At 76.8% G+C, this 17,497-nt stretch carries 16 protein-coding genes; 6 read left to right on the top strand and 10 right to left on the bottom strand.

All coding sequences use genetic code 11. From position 1 onward, the window contains the following. Positions 1–603 (top strand): signal peptidase I (lepB, locus tag ACI78V_RS19190; RefSeq protein ID WP_456853625.1); only part of this gene is annotated, 603 nt, incomplete at its 5' end. A 95-nt stretch (positions 604–698) separates the two neighbouring features. Here the strand turns inward: lepB and ACI78V_RS19185 are convergent. From ACI78V_RS19185 to ACI78V_RS19170, 4 genes are read right to left on the bottom strand one after another with little or no spacing between them, the layout of a single operon-like run. Then, on the bottom strand, positions 699–2,237 hold the full coding sequence (locus ACI78V_RS19185; RefSeq protein ID WP_456853623.1) for a hypothetical protein: 1,539 nt from the start codon (positions 2,235–2,237) through the stop codon (positions 699–701). Further along, on the bottom strand, positions 2,234–3,766 hold the full coding sequence (locus ACI78V_RS19180) for an SCO6880 family protein (RefSeq protein WP_456853621.1): 1,533 nt from the start codon (positions 3,764–3,766) through the stop codon (positions 2,234–2,236). Before ACI78V_RS19180 ends, ACI78V_RS19185 begins: the two co-directional genes overlap by 4 nt. Continuing rightward, positions 3,763–5,703 (bottom strand): hypothetical protein, encoded by a 1,941-nt coding sequence (locus ACI78V_RS19175; protein WP_456853619.1) that lies wholly within the window; start codon positions 5,701–5,703, stop codon positions 3,763–3,765. Before ACI78V_RS19175 ends, ACI78V_RS19180 begins: the two co-directional genes overlap by 4 nt. A gap of 57 nt (positions 5,704–5,760) precedes the next feature. Further along, positions 5,761–6,033 carry a hypothetical protein gene (locus ACI78V_RS19170; RefSeq protein ID WP_456853617.1) on the bottom strand — a complete coding sequence of 91 codons (273 nt, stop codon included), beginning with the start codon at positions 6,031–6,033 and terminating at the stop codon, positions 5,761–5,763. A gap of 176 nt (positions 6,034–6,209) precedes the next feature. Here ACI78V_RS19170 and ACI78V_RS19165 point away from each other — a divergent pair, with 176 nt between their 5' ends. From ACI78V_RS19165 to ACI78V_RS19150, 4 genes are all read left to right on the top strand, one after another. Beyond that, entirely contained in the window at positions 6,210–6,776 is a 567-nt protein-coding gene (locus ACI78V_RS19165; protein WP_456853615.1) for a hypothetical protein, read from the top strand. Further along, the gene (locus tag ACI78V_RS19160) at positions 6,773–7,804 is read left to right on the top strand and encodes a M23 family metallopeptidase (RefSeq protein ID WP_456853613.1); all 1,032 of its coding nucleotides are present in this window, start codon (positions 6,773–6,775) and stop codon (positions 7,802–7,804) included. The genes ACI78V_RS19165 and ACI78V_RS19160 overlap by 4 nt, the downstream gene beginning before the upstream one ends. Positions 7,805–7,865: 61 nt before the next feature. After that, the gene (locus ACI78V_RS19155) at positions 7,866–8,963 is read left to right on the top strand and encodes a spore photoproduct lyase family protein (RefSeq protein WP_456853612.1); all 1,098 of its coding nucleotides are present in this window, start codon (positions 7,866–7,868) and stop codon (positions 8,961–8,963) included. Positions 8,964–9,047: 84 nt separating this feature from the next. After that, positions 9,048–10,742, top strand: coding sequence for a SpoIIE family protein phosphatase (locus tag ACI78V_RS19150; protein WP_456853610.1), 1,695 nt, complete (start codon positions 9,048–9,050; stop codon positions 10,740–10,742). Here ACI78V_RS19150 and ACI78V_RS19145 read toward each other — a convergent pair. Together ACI78V_RS19145 and ACI78V_RS19140 are read right to left on the bottom strand one after the other, a co-directional pair. Continuing rightward, the gene (locus tag ACI78V_RS19145) at positions 10,730–11,419 is read right to left on the bottom strand and encodes a DUF6766 family protein (protein WP_456853608.1); all 690 of its coding nucleotides are present in this window, start codon (positions 11,417–11,419) and stop codon (positions 10,730–10,732) included. The two genes, ACI78V_RS19150 and ACI78V_RS19145, sit on opposite strands and share 13 nt — an antisense overlap. A gap of 85 nt (positions 11,420–11,504) precedes the next feature. Further along, positions 11,505–11,897, bottom strand: coding sequence for a hypothetical protein (locus tag ACI78V_RS19140; RefSeq protein WP_456853606.1), 393 nt, complete (start codon positions 11,895–11,897; stop codon positions 11,505–11,507). A 138-nt stretch (positions 11,898–12,035) separates the two neighbouring features. Between ACI78V_RS19140 and ACI78V_RS19135 the strand changes: the two genes are divergently transcribed. Further along, entirely contained in the window at positions 12,036–13,538 is a 1,503-nt protein-coding gene (locus ACI78V_RS19135; protein WP_456853604.1) for a phytoene desaturase family protein, read from the top strand. A gap of 14 nt (positions 13,539–13,552) precedes the next feature. On the opposite strand, the gene ACI78V_RS19130 is transcribed toward ACI78V_RS19135, so the two are convergent. From ACI78V_RS19130 to ACI78V_RS19115, 4 genes are all read right to left on the bottom strand, one after another. After that, positions 13,553–15,016 carry a hypothetical protein gene (locus tag ACI78V_RS19130; protein ID WP_456853602.1) on the bottom strand — a complete coding sequence of 488 codons (1,464 nt, stop codon included), beginning with the start codon at positions 15,014–15,016 and terminating at the stop codon, positions 13,553–13,555. Then, positions 15,016–16,527 carry a leucyl aminopeptidase gene (locus ACI78V_RS19125; RefSeq protein WP_456853600.1) on the bottom strand — a complete coding sequence of 504 codons (1,512 nt, stop codon included), beginning with the start codon at positions 16,525–16,527 and terminating at the stop codon, positions 15,016–15,018. Before ACI78V_RS19125 ends, ACI78V_RS19130 begins: the two co-directional genes overlap by 1 nt. Positions 16,528–16,616: 89 nt before the next feature. Next, positions 16,617–16,784 (bottom strand): DUF3117 domain-containing protein, encoded by a 168-nt coding sequence (locus ACI78V_RS19120; RefSeq protein ID WP_012947303.1) that lies wholly within the window; start codon positions 16,782–16,784, stop codon positions 16,617–16,619. A gap of 120 nt (positions 16,785–16,904) precedes the next feature. Next, positions 16,905–17,453 (bottom strand): DNA-3-methyladenine glycosylase I, encoded by a 549-nt coding sequence (locus ACI78V_RS19115; RefSeq protein ID WP_456853599.1) that lies wholly within the window; start codon positions 17,451–17,453, stop codon positions 16,905–16,907. Between the last annotated feature and the right edge of the window lie 44 nt (positions 17,454–17,497).

The raw sequence follows: 17,497 nt of genomic DNA, 5'->3' as shown, positions 1-17,497 counted from the left end.
GCCGTCCCCCCCGGCGGGGACGGCACCCGATCAGCTGCCGCGGCTCCCGGTGACCCCCGCACCCGGAGCCGCGGCAGCGCGCTGTGGCGTCGGCTGAGCGGTCTGGCGACCTGGGCGGCGGCCGGCCTGGTCCTGCTGCTCGTCGCGTCGATGGCCGGCCTGCTGCCGCTGCAGCTCATGCGGGTCGACGCGGACAGCATGACCCCCACCACCGCCCCCGGTGACCTGCTGGTGGTCCGTCACGGGGACGGCCCGGTACGGCGCGGGGACGTCGTCGCCGTGCACCACCCGCTCGACGACGGCCTCCTGGTCAAGCGGGCCGTGGCGATCGGGGGCGACGAGGTCGGCCTGGAGGACGGCGTCCTGGTGGTCAACGGCGCCCCGGTGTGCGAGCCGGCGATCGACCCCGCGCTGATGGACGGCGTCTGGTTCGGGCCGGTGACGGTGCCCGAGGACTCCCTGTTCCTGCTCAGCGACCACCGCGACGGGTCGATCGACTCCCGCGCCTTCGGGCCGGTGCCCACCGAGCAGCTGCTGGGCACCGTCGTCGGCCGCGCGTGGCCGCACCCGGGTGCCCTGCCCTCGCCGTCCGCCGGCTGCTGACGCCGCCGCTCCCCTCCACGCGCGAGACCGGCGTGCTCGTGGCCATCAGCTGGTGATGGCCACGAGCACGCCGGTCTCGCGGGGTGCTCGACCGCTCAGCCGCGGACGGGACCCTCGGTGGTGGGTGACCCGGCGGGGAACCCGAGGTCGTCACCGGCCGAGCGGGACAGCTCGTGCCACAGCTTGTTGGTGTCGTTGAGCTCGCGCTCGACCTCGGTCAGCGCCACGTGCACCGGGATGCCGGGGCGGCCGCCGACCTTCACCAGGAAGTGGCCCCGGCCGGGCGGCTCCGCCTCGACGCCGGTGCCCGGGTTCCACGCGGGCGGGTCCTGCCAGCCGGCCAGCAGCTCCTGCTCGGCACCGGTCAGCGGGACGGCGGAGCTGAGCATCGGCATCTCCGCCGCGGGCAGCCCGCCGCAGATCACCATGCCCGAGCGCTCCACGAAGCCGCGGGCCTTCATCCTGTCCTCCTCGGTCGGGAGGGCCAGCAGGTCGCTCATGGTGTGGCTGACCATCGCCATGCCGACGCCGCGCTGCCGGTTGAGCCGGGTGAGCGCGTCGACCCGGTCGACCATGCCGCGCCCGGCCCGCAGCGCCCGCCACAGCTCGTCCAGGACGACGAAGTGGTGCCGCCGCGGCTCGAGCCCGGCGTCAGCGAGGGCGTGCGCGACGCTGATCGCACCGAACCCGGCCGACCAGCAGGCGAGCAGGACGGCGGCCTGCAGGTCGGTCTGGGCGTCGTCGATGCTCGACACGTCGAAGACCACCGGGCGGTCGCGGCGCATCGGCGTCGTCGTCGGCTCGGCGAAGATGCGGCCCAGCCGGCCGCCGCCGGTGAGGCCCACGAGGGTGGCCTCGAGGTCCTCGGTCACGTCGTCGTACCGGGCGCGGTCCCCGCGGTCCAGCGCCGCGGCGCGGACGTCCTCGGGGGCGGCGCGCAGCACGGCGAGCAGGTGGTGCAGCGTGGGGGCGCCCAGCCGCGCGCTGTCGTGGGTGTCGTCCAGGACGCGCAGTGCCCGGTCGAGCACCGTCTCCTCGCGGTCGGTGGGCGGGGCGCCGCGCATCACGGTGATGAGGGCGGCGACGATCGCGTGCCGGCGTCCGTGCGCGTCGGCGAGCACCTGGCTGCGGGCGTCGCCGGTGAGCCGGGCGGCGGCGGCCACGGCCTCGCCGGGGTCGAGCACGTTGAGGTGGCCCCGGCCGCGGCCCAGCCGGATGACCTGCCCGCCGATGGCCTCCACCAGGTCGACGTAGTCGGGCTTGAGGTCGCCGAGCACCATCGGCAGGACGCCGTAGCCGGCCAGCCCGAGCGCCATCCTGCGCACGACGGTCGACTTGCCCAGGCCGGGCTTGCCGAGCACGAACGCCGAGGGGTTGCTGATCAGCCGGGCCCGCTGGAACCAGCTGATCGGGTCGCAGCACAGGGTGGCGCCGGTGAGCAGGTTGCGACCCAGCGGCACCCCGGTCATCGGCGTCCCGGCGCCGGCGGCGAAGGGCCACAGGCCGCACGCCTGCACCGTCGTGGCGCGCCACTCGTCGGGCGCCTGCACGTAGGTGGCCGAGCCGCGGCCGCGGCCGGGCCAGCCGCGCGCGCCCGGTCCGGGCGAGGGCCGGAGGGCCCGGCTGCGGCTCACAGTGCCTCCCGGAACTCGCGGGGGACGGTCAGGTGCGCGGAGGGGACGATGCCCAGCGGCAGCGCGGCGGCGAACGCGGAGTCCTGCGAGCCGTAGACCGGACGCAGCTGGGTGCGGGCGGTCGCCGAGAGGTTGTCGATCGCGGCGCGGGCGGCGTCGAGCGCGGCCCGCAGGTCGTCGAGGAGGTCGGCGTCGGCCACGGTCGCCGTCACGAGCATCGCGAAGTCGACCAGCCCGGCACCCCGGGCCTCCTCCTCGGCGGTGAGGGCCGCGGCGCGCTGGTCGGCCAGCACGCGGGCCGACGGCCGGGACGACGACGATGCCCGGAAGTCGGCCGTGCGCCGGTCCTGCTCGACGATGCGGGCGGCGTGCCCGGCGTCCAGCGGCCGGTAGAGCAGGGTGACCCGCTTGCGGTCGACGTCGGGGTGGGGGGCGACGAGGTCGGCGAGCACCGAGGAGAAGACCTCGCCGCGCGGCGCCTCGGTCATCGACCAGGTCACCGACACCGCCCCGTCGTGCCGGTACCAGCCCCAGCCGGCCTGGGCGGCGGCCGGGCCGACGTCCGACCAGCTCAGCTCGGGTGGCCCGCCGGTGGCGTGCGCCTCGTCGAGGACCCGCGCCGCGGAGGGGTCGTAGGCGATCCGGACCGCCTCGCACAGCTCCTGGCCGGTGGCCGGCCGCACGACGCCGGCGCCGGTGGCGGTCAGACCCGCGGTGAGCCCGGGCAGCCGGGTGCCGATGTCGCGGGCGACGTCGGCGGTGTCGCGCCGCCGGCCGCCGGCGCGACCGGCCGTGGAGAAGGTGAGGGAGACGTAGGCGGTGACGGTCGCCGAGCCGGCCGGGTAGGTCTCGACCACCTCCCGCAGCATGGCGAGGGCCACCTGCGGCGCCCGCGGGTCCAGCGAGGTGTCCACCTCGCGGCGCAGCCGGGTGCCGGTGTCGGGGGCCGTCTCGACGGTGACCGCGGCCGCGACCAGGCCCGGCTCGTTGCCGAGGGCGGCCAGCCACGCGCCCCAGTGGGCCACCCAGGTGTCCACCTGCTCCTCGTCGACCAGCGAGGCGCCGTCGGGCTCGGTAACCAGCACGACGGTCGCGTGCCGGGTCGCCGGGACGGTCACCAGGGCGAAGGGCCGGCCGTGGGCGTCCTGCCACTCCGACAGCTGGGAGGCCGCGGCCAGTCCCGGCAGCTGGTGGGTGCCCTCGGGCGTACGACCCAGCGGCCCGGAGCGGTAGAGATGGGCGCCGCCGCGCCGGGCGCGGGACCAGCCGACCCGGGTGGACAGCCGCTGGAGCCCCGAGCGGTGGTGCCGGTCGCGGACCACCAGCAGGGCGAGCAGCGCAGCGAGGACGCCGCCGGCGACCAGCGCCCACAGCAGGCCGGCGAGCAACTGGGTGGCGATCACCCCGAGCAGGCCGGCCAGCAGCAGCCCGGTGCCGAGGAGCCCGAGGCCGCCGAGGCCGGGCGTCGTGGGGCGGCGCCAGTTGCCGTACGTGCGGGGCGGGGCGGTGGGGGCGGGCGCGGCGGTCACGGGCGCGGGTCCTCTGCGTCGGTCCGGGGGGTGGGCAGCGAGCGGGCCTCGGCGGCGGGCAGGGACCGGGCCTCGGCGGCGGCGCGGACGGCCTCGGGGCCGGGGGCGGCGGCCGGGACGGCGTCCCGCGCGGGGAGGCCGGCGCCCAGGCGGGCGCCGACGCGGGCTCCGCTGGAGTCGATCGTCGCGGCCGCCGTCCGGCGGTGGGCGCCACGGGTGGACGGGACGCGCAGGGTCGAGACGGCGGTGGCGCCTCCGGTGCCGGCGCCGGCCGGTGCCACGGCGCGGGCACCGGAGGGCAGGCCGCCGGCCGCCACCCGGAGGCGGTCGCTCCCGGCGGTCACCGTGCGCACGGCCGGCTGGAGCACCCGCAGCAGGGCCGGGAGCGCGGCGATGGCCAGCGCGAGGAAGGTGGTGCCGGTCAGCGCCGCGATCAGCGGGGCGTCCTCGGGCGCCGGGGCGAGCAGCAGGCCGGTGGCGTAGACCAGGGCGGCGGCCGGCTGGTACAGCGCGAAGGCGAGCGTCCAGGTCAGCGTGCGGACGAACACCACCCGCCCGGTGTCGGTGTTGGTCGCCGAGGCCGCCAGGGGGAGCACCCCGGCGAGGACGACGAGCACCACCCCGCGGGCGACCAGCAGCACGATCTGGACGACGGCGCCCAGCAGTGCGGCGGTGCCGAGCAGGACGACGAGCACCGCGGACATGCCGTCGGTCTGTTGCAGCGCCAGCAGGTCGGTCAGGCCCGCCTCGACGTCCCCGGTGGCCTGTTGCAGCACCCACACGGAGAACGCGTCGGCCGCGCTGACCAGCAGCGTGACCCCGGTGAGGCTCGCGCCGGCCACCAGCACCAGCGTGCCCAGGCCGCGCATCAGCTCGGCCAGCGGCTGGGTCCGCCGCTGCCACACCATGCGCGCCGCGGCGACCAGCACCGCGACGACCGCCACCGCGCCGGAGTACCAGGCCAGGGACCCGGTCAGCAGGTCCGCCGCCTCCGACGGCACCGCGGTGCCGTCGGCACCGACGGTGCCGATCCCCGGCGACGGCGGGTCGGCCCACAGCCGCGCGACGGCGGCCAGCGCGTCGCCGGCGGCCTCCACGATCTCCTTGGCCAGGTCGCCCACGATGTCGCCTCCTCCGGTCTCGTCGAACACACCCACCCCCGCGGCCGGGATGGCCGGGTCGAGGAACACGTCGCCGAAGCCGGACGCCGTGTCCAGCTCGGCCACGTCCACGGACCCGCTGATCGAGTCACCCGCCGACAGGCTCGCCAGCCGGTCGAACTCCTCCCCACCCGGCGCGGCCTCCGCGAGCGCGGCCGGGATGCGGTCGGTCTCCACCGCCACCTGGTCGGCCGTCGGGGCCGGCGGCACCACGCCGTCGTCGACGACGGCGGCCGGGACGCGGTCCACCTCGACGGCGGTCTGCTCCGGCGTCGGTGGGGCCGGCGGCGCCGGCGGGGCCGGCGGGGCCGGCGGGACGACCTCACCCGCCGGCACGAGCGGGTCGGCCGGCGTGGTCGGCGCGGGCGTGGTCGGCACGGGCTCGGCCGGCGTCGTCGGCGCCGGCGTCGTGGGCACGGGCTCGGCCGGCGTCGTCGGCGCCGGCGTCGTGGGCACGGGCTCGGCCGGCGTGGTCGGCGCCGGCGTCGTGGGCACGGGCTCGGCCGGCGTCGTCGGCGCCGGCGTGGTCGGCACGGGCTCGGCCGGCGTGGTCGGCGCCGGCGTCGTGGGCACGGGCTCGGCCGGCGTCGTCGGCGCCGGCGTCGTGGGCACGGGCTCGGCCGGCGTCGTCGGCGCCGGCGTGGTCGGCACGGGCTCGGCCGGCGTCGTCGGCGCCGGCGTGGTCGGCACGGGCTCGGCCGGCGTCACGGCCGTCGGTTCCGCCGGCGTCGTCGTCACCGGGTCCGTCGTCTCCTCGGGCGGGACGGGCGCGGTCACGTCGGCACCTCCGCCGTCTGGTGGTCGTCCACAGCTGTCCCCCGTGTCCCGCGGCGCTCAGACCAGCGCCGCGACCAGCGCGGAGGCCGACCCGGCCAGGACCGCGCCGCCCAGGACGTAGGCCAGGCTCACCGCGTGCTCGGCGCCCTCACCGCGCCGGTGGGCGAGTGCCATCCGGGCCCCGACCAGCAGCACCCCGACGACACAGACGGCGAGCACCGTCCACGCGACCCACTGGACGATCGTCACGATGCCCTCGGAACCGGGCGGGGCCACGCCCTGGCCGGGGTCCACCACGGCGAGCGCGACCGGCGAGGAGAGCAGGCTCATCGGGATCCGTCCTCGGGAGCGAGAGGTCAGCGGTTGTCGTCGTCCACGGTGGATGGGAGCTCCTCGAGCAGCAATGCCCGACATTGGGGGTGCCGTGGACGTCCCTCGTCCGGCTGTACTCCCTGGGGAACCGGTGTGGCGGGGGTCCCGCCGGGGTCGACGGGAGGGTCACGGGCATGTCCAGCTCGCGGCGCGGTATCACGGCGGTCGCTGCACTGGCCACGGCGCTGCTGCTGACCGGCTGCGGCGGCGCGCCGGCGGGGGACGAGCCGCGGACCGAGGCCTCCCCCGAGCCGACGGCTCCCGGCGACGCCGACGCCGACCTGCCCGCCCCGCTCCCCTCCCCGGTCGACGACGACGTCTCGCGCACCGCCGCACTGGACGCCGCCACCACCGCGCTGACCGCCTTCGCCCGGCCGACGGTCGACCCCGCCCGGTGGTGGACGGAGCTGCAGCCGTTGCTCAGCCCCGCGGCCGCGGCCGCCTACGAGGGCACCGACCCCGCGGCGGTCCCCGCCTCGGCGGTCACCGGGCCCCCGCGGGCCACCCCCGCGGTGAGCGGCTACCTGGCCACCGTGCTCGTCCCGACCGATGCCGGGGAGTACGCCGTCCTCCTCGTCCGCGAGGGCGACGGCGCCCCGTGGCTGGTCGAGCGGATCACCCCGGTCGAGTCGACCGGGACCGCGACGCCCGAGGCCCTGACCCCGCCTCCGGCCACCGACGCACCGGGGACGGCGCCGTGAGGAGGACGGCGGTCGCGGCCGCGCTCGCCCCGGTCCTCCTCGCCGGCGGCCTGCTCACCGCGGCGCTGGTGACGGAGGCCGACCGGCAGGCCGGCGCGTGCACGCCGGGCGGGACGCCGGTGAGCGTCAGCGGCGTCCCGGACGGACCGGTCGCCGGCTGGTCGGGCACCCAGCTGGTCAACGCCGCGATGATCATGGAGGCGGGCGAGGCGCTCGGGGTCAGCCCACGGGGGCAGGTCATCGGCGTGATGACCGCGATGGGCGAGTCCTCGCTGACCGTCGTCGACCACGGCGACGCCGTCGGCCCGGACTCCCGCGGGCTGTTCCAGCAACGCGCCAACGGCGCCTGGGGCAGCTACGAGGACCGGATGGACCCGACCATCTCGGCCACGAACTTCTACGAGGCGCTGCTCCGGGTCGAGGGGTGGGAGACCCTCCCGCCGACCCTCGCCGCACACCGCACCCAGCGCAACGCCGACCCGTACCACTACGCCCGCTGGTGGGACGACGCCCTCGAGGTGGCCGCCGCCCTGTCCGGGGCGACCGTGACCGGCCTCGCCCCGGGCACCGGCTCGGTCCCGTGCACCAGCACCGGCCCGGTGCTGCGCGCCGTCGAGGGCGACTGGACCACCCCCACCGACGGCCCGCTCACCAGTGGCTTCGGTCAGCGCGACAACCCGACCGGCGGCGGCGTCCGGCTGCACGCCGGGCTGGACCTCGCGCCGGGCTGCGACGCGCCGGTCTTCGCGGCCTCCGGCGGGGTCGTCGTCCGCGCGGGCGCCTCCTCGGGGTACGGCAACCTGGTCGTGGTCGACCACGGCGGCGGCCTCGTCACTCGGTACGCCCACATGGAGGACGACGACCTGCTGGTGGTCGTCGGCCAGCCCGTGGTCGCCGGTCAGCAGATCGCGCGGGTCGGCACGAAGGGCGACTCCACGGGGTGCCACCTGCACTTCGAGGTGCTGGTGGACGGCGTCCCGACCGACCCGTCGGCCTTCCTCACCGAGCGCGGCCTCGACCTGGCCTGAGTGTGGGCCGGAGCGCACCCGCCCCCGGAACAGCGGGTCCCCCGGGGCCGCTGCACCCGGTGTGGGAGCCGATCCGACCCCGACCGCCGTCCACCCCGACCTCTCCCGGCTGCTGCCGGTGCGGGAGATCCACGCCGAGCCCGCCGCGCTCGCCTCGCCACGGGGCCGCGAGGTGCTCGCCCGGTTCCCCGACGCCGAGGTCGTCGAGGTCGCGTCGCACTGGCAGATCCCCGAGCTGCACGGCAACGCCGGCAACGTCGACCGCTGGGTGCGGGTGAAGTCCGAGACCCTCGTGCTCGGCGTCAAGAAGTCGCTGTCGGCGCGCCCCAACGGCCGCTCGGCGAACTGGATCGCCCCCTCGACCGCCAACGGCTGCGCGATGGCCTGCGCCTACTGCTACGTCCCCCGGCGCAAGGGCTACGCCAACCCGATCACCGTCTTCACCAACATCGAGCAGATCACCGGCTACCTGCGCCGGCACGTGGCCCGGCAGGGTCCCAAGCCGGCGGCCGACGAGTGCGACCCGGTCAGCTGGGTCTACGACATCGGCGAGAACAGCGACTGCTCTGTCGACGCGCTGGTCGGCGACAACGTCGCCGACCTGGTCAGCACCTTCCGCGACCTGCCGACGGCGAAGGCCTCCTTCGCGACCAAGTACGTCAACCGGCAGCTGCTCGACCTCGACCCGCGCGGCCGCACCCGCATCCGGTTCTCCGTGATGCCCGAGGCCGACGCGAAGGTGCTCGACGTGCGCACCAGCCGGGTGGCCGAGCGGATCGCCGCGGTGGACGACTTCGTCGAGGCCGGCTACGAGGTGCACCTCAACCTCTCCCCCGTCGTCCTGCGCGAGGGGTGGGAGGCCGACTGGGCCGGGCTGCTGCAGCAGCTGGACGACCGGCTCGCCCCCGCGGCCAAGGCGCAGGCCGCCGCCGAGGTGATCATGCTGACCCACAACCGGGACCTGCACGAGGTCAACCTGGGCTGGCACCCCCGGGCGGAGCAGCTGCTGTGGCGGCCGGACCTGCAGCAGCCCAAGCGCAGCCAGAACGGCCAGTGGAACGTGCGCTACCGCAACGACGTCAAGCGCGCCGGGCTCGACCGCCTCCAGGAGCTGATCGGGGCGCACGCCCCGTGGCTGCGGGTGCGGTACGCCTTCTGACCGGACCCCGTGTCGGCATGGCCACATGTCGACACGGAGTACTGGGCGGTTGACGGCCCGTGTGGGATCGTGGACGTCGTACCCATGAGGAAGAGGAACACCGAGGCGATGGCGTCCGAGTTCGACTCCGCCGTCGCGGCGACTTCCCTGCTCACCGCGCTCCCCGACACGGTCGTCGTCGCCGGCGGGGACGGCCGTATCGCCTACGTGAACCCGGCGGTCGAGGTCCTGCTCGGACACCGGTCCGAGGCGCTGCTGGGGCAGTCGCTGACGGTGCTCATGCCCGAACGACTCCGCTCCGGCCACGGCGCGGGCTTCGCCCGGTACCGGGCGACCGGGGAGGGCAAGCTGGTGGGGGCAACGACCCGGGTGCACGCGCTGCACGCCGACGGTCACGAGGTGGCGATCGACCTCACGCTGTCCCGGATGGTCCCCGTGGCCGGGCACGACCCGGACGGCGCCCTGGTGGTGGCGGTCCTGCGCGACGCGAGCACGACGATCCTCCTCGAGCGACAGTTCGAGGTCAGCCGCCACCTCGCTGCGACGCTGCGCGTGACCGCGGCACTCACCCAGGCGCCCGACGCCGACGTCGCCTTCCGCGACCTGCTCCCGACGCTGTGCACCGAGCTCGACTGGGATGCCGCCACCCTCTGGGAGCCCGACACCGCCAGCCACCGGCTGGACCACGTCGGCACCTGGACCACCCCCGGGTCGGAGGTGCCGGCCCTGCACGAGGCCTCCCACGCCCACCGGATCGGTCGCGGCGAGACGCTGCCGGGGCTGGCCTGGTCCCGCCGGACGCCCGTCGTCATCGAGGACCTGTGGACCGAGCCCCGCCTCACCCGGCTCGCCGCCGCGCGCGCCGACGGCCTGCGGACCGGCGTCGCCTTCCCGGTGCTGCGCGGCGATGAGCTGCTCGCGGTGTGCGAGCTGTTCTCCCGCGAGCAGCGGTCGGTCCCGGCCGACCTGCTCGACGTGCTGGCCCACGCCGGCCGGCAGATCGGCCAGTTCCTCGGCCGGCTGCGGGCGGAGTCGGAGGTGCGGGAGCTCGCCGACACCCTGCAGCGCAGCCTGCTGCCGTCCCACCTGCCGTCGATCCCCGGCGTGGAGCTGGCCGCCCGCTACCGCCCCGGCGGCGGCTCGGCGCTGGTCGGCGGCGACACCTACGACGTCATGCCGCTACCGGACGGCCGGTGGATGGTGCTCATGGCCGACGTCTGCGGCACCGGCGCCGAGGCCGCCGCGGTCACCGCCCTCACCCGGCACACCGCGCGGGCGGCCGGAGCCTCGGGCGACCCGGCGGAGGTGCTCCGGGCGGTCAACGCGGCGCTGCTGCACGAGCAGGCCGACGGCCCGCTGCGGTTCGTCACCGCCTGCTGCCTGGTGCTCTCCCCCGACGCGGACGGCGTCCGCGCCAGTGTCGGCGTGGCCGGGCACCCCCTCCCGCTGCTGGCCACCGGGACCGCCACCACGGAGGTGGGCGCCGTCGGCCGGCCGCTCGGGATCTCCGTGGAGCTGGACGTCGACGTGGTGGACGTCGAGCTGCCGCCGGGCTCGACGCTGGTGCTCTACACCGACGGGGTGACCGAGGCCCGCGACGACCTCGGGGTCCAGTTCGGCGACGAGGGGCTGGCCCGGGCGGTCGGCACCGCACCCGGGGGCGCCGAGGCCACGGTGGCTGCGGTGGCCACCGCCGTCGAGGCGCAGCTGCGTGCCTCCCGGTACGAGGCCGACGACCTCGCCGTCCTGGCGCTGGCGGTTCCCGCTCAGCCGGTCTGACCGGTGTCCGCGTGCGCGACGCCGACCGGCTTGGACTCCGGCGACCCGCGCTGGCGCAGGTAGACGGAGAAGATCGCCATCGAGCCGACCGCGAGCATCTCCGACTGCCAGTTCTGGAAGGACCGGTTCCAGAAGTCCGCCTCGCCGAGGTAACCGACCCAGCTGACCGGGTCCTGCCGGTCGGCCAGCTGCTCGGAGTTGTAGGCCGCCCAGCCGGCGACCGAGGAGGCGGCCCAGGTCAGCAGGAACAGCGCGCCCATGAGCAGGCCGAGGGAGCGGGAGAACAGCGTCGTGCGCCAGCCGCCGGCGCGCGCCCACGCCGGGGAGTCCGCTCCGGCGTGCGCCCCCACCTGCTGCTCCTCGTCGGACTCGGTGCCCTCCTGGCCCGGCTCCTTGGACTCCGAGGACCCGCGCTGGATGAGCCACACGGTGGCGAAGACGTAGAGGAGGAACTGCAGGTACTCCGACTGCCAGTTCTCCATGACGTCGACGCCGAAGGAGGACGAGGTGACGTAGTCCAGGAACGACACGGTCGGCAGCCCGCCGGCGACCTGCTGGGCGTTGAAGTCCGCCGTGCCGGAGACCGCCTGCCCGACCAGGGTGACCAGGAACAGCGCGCCGAAGGTGAGGCTCAGCGCGTTGGCGCGGAGGAAGCTGTACCGGTCCGGGGTGCTCATCGGCCCGTCAACCCCAGGGCGGTGACGTAGACGATGCCCAGCAGCAGCACGACCAGGTAGGCGGCGAGGACCGCCCGGACACCTCTCACGGCCCCTCCACCTCGCAGTCGTACGGCGCCTCGGCCCGGGGCCGGCAGCCGGCGGCGACCACCTTCCAGCCGGTGCCGGTCTCGGCGAGGAAGACGGTGTCCCCGCTCAACCGGACCTGCGCGTTGCCGCCCCACACCTCCACCGACTCGACCGCACCGCCCGGCAGCGGCACGTCGGCGAGCGCGTCCTCGCACGGTGCCGACGCCTCGGACTCCAGGGCGGCCAGGGCCGCCGGCGCCAGCAGGGAGCACCGCTGCGCCGGGTCGCCCGTGGGGTCCTCGAACCCCGCGGCCACCGCGCCGACGTCCCGCGTCTCGAGACTCGCGCAGCCGGACAGCGCCACGGCCACCGGCACGATCGCGGCCGGGTACCTCCACGAGGTGCGCACGGGTACCCCCTGTTCCTCGCCCGTCCCCGACGGTGCTGGTCGGACCGACCGGCTACCCCGCCCGAGAGCGCATCCAAACGATCTTCAGCCGACCGGGGGAACCCGGGGTTGCCCGGGCGCTGTGGTTACCGTGGGCGCGTGGCGCGGGTGGCGGTGGTCGGCGCCGGGATGGGTGGGCTCGCCGCGGCGGCCCGGCTGGCCGCCCTCGGGCACGCCGTCACCGTGCTGGAGCAGGCGCCGGAGGTCGGGGGCAAGCTCGGCTGGTACGCCCGCGACGGCCACGCCTTCGACACCGGCCCGAGCCTGGTGACCCTGCCGCAGGTGTACCGGGACCTCTTCGCCGCCACCGGCGGCCCCCTGGAGGACGCCGTCGACCTCGTCCGCCTCGACCCCGCGGTCGCCTACCGGTTCGCCGACGGCACGCCGCTGGCCGTGCCCGGGCGCCGTGCGGACGTCCGGGACGCCGTCGACGCCGCCCTCGGCCCCGGGACCGGCGCCCAGTGGGCCGGGCTGACGGCCCGTGCCGAGGCGATGTGGCGGGTGACCGAGCAGCCGTTCCTGCGCTCACCGCTGGCCGGTGCGGCCACCCTCGCCCGGCTGGCCCGCAGCGCGTCCGACCTGGCCACCGTCGCGCCGTGGCAGACGCTGCGCGGCCTCGGGACGGCGTACCTGCGGCACCCGCACCTGCGCACCCTGCTCGACCGGTACGCCACCTACTCGGGCTCGGACCCGCGGCGGTCTCCGGCCGTGCTGGCCACCGTGCCCTACGTGGAGCAGGAGTTCGGCTCCTGGTACGTGCGCGGTGGCCTGCGTCGGCTGGCCGAGGCGGTGGCGGAACGGGCGGCCGGACGCGGCGCCGTCGTCCGCACCGGCTGCGCCGTGGAGCGGGTGCTGGTGGACGGCGGCCGGGTGTCGGGGCTGCGGCTGGCCGGCGGAGAGGTGCTGCGGGCCGACGTCGTCGTCTCCGGGGGCGACGCCGCCATGCTCTATGCCGACCTGCTGCCGGCGTCCCGCGCGACCCGGGGGGTGCGCCGCGACCTCGCCCGCAGCACGCCGTCCCTGTCGGGGTTCGTGCTGCTGCTGGCCCTGCGCGGACGGACGCCGGGGCTGGCCCACCACAGCGTGCTCTTCCCCGCCGACTACGACGCCGAGTTCGACGCGGTCTTCGGCACCGGCCGGCACCGCGGCGCCCCGCAGCCGGTGGCGGACCCCACCGTCTACGTCAGCGCCCCCGACGACCCGGCCACCCGGCCCGACGACGACAGCGAGTCGTGGTTCGTGCTGGTCAACGCCCCGCGGCACGACCCCGACGGCGGCGTCGACTGGGACGCGCCGGGGCTGGCCGACCGGTACGCGCAGCGGGTACTCGAGGTCATGGCCGCCAGGGGCCTCGACGTCCGGGAGCGGGTGCGCTGGTGCGTCGTCCGGACCCCGGCGGACCTCGAGCGCGACACCCGCAGCGCCGGGGGCTCGATCTACGGCACGTCGAGCAACGGCGCCCGGGCGGCGTTCCTGCGCCCGGCCAACGCCGGCCCCGTGCCCGGGCTGTTCCTCGTCGGCGGATCGTCGCACCCCGGCGGCGGGCTGCCGCTGGTCGCGCTGTCGGCGGAGATCGTCGCCGGCCTGGTCGGCCCGGCCTGAGGCAGGACCCGCGGTCAGCCGCGGGCGGCGCCGTACCCGAGCAGGGCGGCCAGGCCGAGCGCGCTGCGCGGGGCGTACGCACTGCGCCACAGCCCGCCGTGGGCGGCGGCGTGGGCCTCGTCCTGCCACGGCTGCTCGTGCGCCGGCCCGCCGCCGGTGTGCAGGTCGTGCACGAGCAGGGCCGCCATGAGCACGTTGGAGGTCGCTGGCTCGAACACCTCGACGCCGAACCGGTGCGCACCGGCGTAGGCCGCGGCCAGCGCCCGGTTCTTCACGACCGAGCGGGTCCGGGTCGGCGGCGCCACGTTCATCGAGACCGTGGTGCCGGCGGCCCGCGCGGTCGTCGCCCGCCAGCGCTGCAGCCGCTTGGCCAGTGCGTAGTTGGGACCCTGCTGGGCCACCAGGCAGTCGGCGATGCCGGGGTCGGTGCCGGGCACGTAGGCGCGCTGCAGCAACCGGCCGGCCGAGAGGGTGCGCAGGGGGCGGCCGAGCAGCTTGCCGGTCCGCGACCGCCCGGCGTAGGCCCGGACCGACTGCTCGACCGCTCCCGCCGGGACGGCGAAGACGTCGGTCGGCGTGGCCAGGAAGGCCAGCGCGAGGTCGTCGCGGGCCGCGGCGAGCCGCACGGTGAGGGCGTCGACGGCCACCGACACCCGCACGTTGGTGGCACCGTCGGCGTAGACGTAGTTGCCGAGCACCGGGCGGCCGGGCAGCGCGGCCGCCCAGTCGGCGACGGCGGGCACCTCGGCGATGAGGTCGGCGCCGCCGGCGGTGACCGGTTCGGCCTCGGGATCGCTGACCGGCAGCAGCAGCGTCCCGGCTCCCCTGCGGGCGGTGTCGAGCACGCGCTCCCACAGCGGCGCGTGCGGCAGGTCGACCGCCGCGACCCGGGCGCCCCAGCGCAGCAGCGCCGTCAGCGGCCCCATCTCCGCGCCCGCGCCCAGCACGACCACGGTGGTGTCGGGCAGCACCAGCCACTCCGGGTGCGCCGCGACGGTGCCGACCGCCTCGGCGCACGAGGGCTCCACCACCCCCGCCTCGACCCACGCGTCCAGCTGGTGCAGCAGCGCGTTCCCGCGCAGCCGGCCGCCGTGGAAGGGCAGGGACAGCTCCCGCTCGGGCTCGGCGGTGCCCCGGACCTCGACCGTGCCCAGGGTGCGCCCGGCCGGCGCGGCAGCCAGGACGTCGAGCCCGGCCTCCCCGTCGGGTCCGGCCACCCGCATGCGCGCGTGCAGGGCGGTCAACCCGGCGTCGGCGATCGCCAGCGCCGACGCGCGCGAGGACAGCCCGGCCTCCACCAGCCGGCGGAAGTGGGTCAGGTAGCCGGCCCGCCAGTTGGTCTCCCGCTCGGCGGCGGCCGCGCCGGTCGGGTCCACCGGGCGCAGCGCCTCGGCGACGACCGCCCGCCCGAGCGCCGCGGTGCTGCGCCGCCCGTCGGGTCCGGCCGGGAAGACGACGCCGCTGTGGTCCTCCGCCATCAGTCGGTGGTCATCGGGGCGTCGACCGGCGCGCCGGCCTCCAGCCAGCGCAGCAGCGTCCGGGCGCCGTAGCCGGTGCCGCCCTTGACGACCTCCGCGTCGTCGGAGCCGGCGCGTGCCGGGCCCGCGACGTCGAGGTGCGCCCACGGCAGGTCGCCGGCGAACGGCCGGAGGAACAGCGCGGCGGTCGTGCCACCGGGGTTGCCCGGCGCGTTGTTGGCGTCGGCGACGGTGCTCTCCAGCAGGTCGGCGTACTCCTCGGCCAGCGGCATCCGCCAGACCGGCTCGCCGGCGTGTCCGGCGGCGGTGCGCAGCGCGTCGGCCAGCCCGTCGGCGGTGGCGTACAGCCCGGCGGTACGGGTGCCGAGGGCGACCTTCATCGCACCGGTCAGCGTGGCGACGTCGACCAGCACGGTCGCGCCCAGGTGCAGCCGCGCGTGGGCCAGCCCGTCGGCGAGCACCATGCGCCCCTCGGCGTCGGTGTTGAGCACCTCCGTGGTCCGCCCGCCGACGTGCCGCACCACGTCGGCCGGACGGTACGAGGACCCGGAGACGGCGTTCTCCGCGGCCGGGACGACGGCGGTCACCGCGACCGGCAGCGCCAGCCGGGCCGCGGCGTCGACCGCGGCGAGGACGGCGGCCCCACCGGCCATGTCGGTCTTCATCTCGCGCATGCCGGCGTTGGGCTTGATCGAGATGCCGCCGGTGTCGAAGGTGATGCCCTTGCCGACCAGGACGGGGTGGCCCGCGCGGGCACCGGGCGGCCGGTAGCTCGCCACGACCAGCCGTGGCGGGGTGGCCGACCCGCCACCCACGGCGAGGACGCCGCCGAAGCCGCCGGCCCGCAGCTCCTCGGGGCCGAGCACGGTGACGGTGACGTGCGGCAGCCCCTGCAGCCGCGCGACCGCCTGCTCGGCCAGCCAGGCCGGGTTCTTGGTGTTGCTCGGGGTGTTGACCAGGTCGCGGGCCCAGGCGACCGACCGGGCGCCGACCTCACCCGCGCGGGCGGCGGCGGTCACGGCCGGGTCGCCACCGTCGGTCGCGACGACGGTGACCGTGACCAGCCGCGGCGGGTGCGGCTGGGACGTCTCGCGGAAGCGGTACCCGGCCAGCAGCGCGGTCTCGACGGCGGCGCGGACCTCCTCGGCCCCGGCGGGCGCGGCGGCGTCGTCGACCGGCAGCACCAGCCGGCGGGCGCCGTGCTCGGCGAGGGTCTGGGCCCGCCGGACGGCGGCCCCGACGCCTCGGCGCACGTCGGGCAGGGTGGCGTCGCCGACGCCCACCGCGACCACGCTGCGCGGGCGCCGGCCGGGGACCGGCACGTTCGTGACGGTGCCCGGTCCGCCGGTGTTGCCCGTGTCGCGCAGGGCAGCGGCGATCAGCTCCGCGTCGACCGGCGCACCGGGCGCGGTCAGCCAGGAGGGCAGCGCGGCGCCCGACCCGACCGGCACGGCCAGGACGTCGTCCTCCCCGAGCTCCGGGAGGGAGGTGTGGACCTCGACCCGCGGCAACGGCGCGGCCCCGGTCGCCGGCGTGCTGCCGGCGGCCGGGGCCGTGTCGTCCTGCGCGGGGCTGCCCGGGGGCAGCTGCGCTGCGGTGTTCAGCTGGTCGCGCCCTTCAGTGCCTCGGAGAGAGCCGCGGCCTCGTCCGGCGACAGCTCGACGACCAGGCGCCCGCCGCCTTCGAGCGGTACGCGCATGACCAGGCCGCGCCCCTCCTTGGTGACTTCCAGGGGACCTTCACCCGTGCGCGGCTTCATGGCCGCCATGCGTGCCTCCTTCATCGGCCACCCGCGAGCCTGGTGAGCTGCGGTGCGGCTGCTCGTCGATGCTGTGAGCTCTGCTCCCATGATCCCGTATCCGTCGCTCAGGACCAACACGAGGGCCCCTCAGGGGGTGGCGCGGAAGCAGTCGGCGACGTGGTCGTCGACCATGCCGGTCGCCTGCATCAGCGCGTAGGCGGTCGTCGGCCCGACGAAGACGAAGCCCCGGCGCTTGAGCTCCCGGGCCATCGCGGTCGACTCCGGGCTCGTGGCCGGGACGTCGGCGAGCGTGGCCGGGCGGGCCCGCGGGCCGGTGGGCGCGAAGGACCACAGCAGCGCGTCGAGCCCCTCGGGGACCTGCTGCGCCGCCCGCGCGTTGGCGACCGCGGCCCGGATCTTGGCCCGGTTCCGGACGATGCCGGCGTCGGCCATCAGCCGGGCCTCGTCCTCCTCGGTGAACTCCGCGACCGCGTCGATGGCGAACCCGGCGAACGCCGCGCGGAACGCCGGCCGCTTGCGCAGGATGGTGATCCACGACAGCCCCGACTGGAACGCCTCGAGGCACAGCCGCTCGAAGAGGGCGTCGTCGCCGTGCAGCGGCGTGCCCCACTCCTCGTCGTGGTAGACGACGTACTCGGGCGCGCTCTCGCCCCACGCGCAACGGATCCGGTCCACGCCCGGGACGCTAGCCGCGGCCACCGACGGTCCGGGCCCGCTAC

The organism is Geodermatophilus sp. SYSU D00742, assembly GCF_054049935.1.
This window is presented reverse-complemented; position numbering and strand designations above follow the sequence as displayed.

Coding starts and splice junctions, on each gene's coding strand:
- ACI78V_RS19170 (WP_456853617.1), bottom strand. CDS start 6,033: ATGAGCCTGCTCTCCTCGCCGGTCGCGCTCGCCGTGGTGGACCCCGGC.
- ACI78V_RS19165 (WP_456853615.1), top strand. CDS start 6,210: ATGTCCAGCTCGCGGCGCGGTATCACGGCGGTCGCTGCACTGGCCACG.
- ACI78V_RS19150 (WP_456853610.1), top strand. CDS start 9,048: ATGAGGAAGAGGAACACCGAGGCGATGGCGTCCGAGTTCGACTCCGCC.
- ACI78V_RS19145 (WP_456853608.1), bottom strand. CDS start 11,419: ATGAGCACCCCGGACCGGTACAGCTTCCTCCGCGCCAACGCGCTGAGC.
- ACI78V_RS19130 (WP_456853602.1), bottom strand. CDS start 15,016: ATGGCGGAGGACCACAGCGGCGTCGTCTTCCCGGCCGGACCCGACGGG.
- ACI78V_RS19120 (WP_012947303.1), bottom strand. CDS start 16,784: ATGGCGGCCATGAAGCCGCGCACGGGTGAAGGTCCCCTGGAAGTCACC.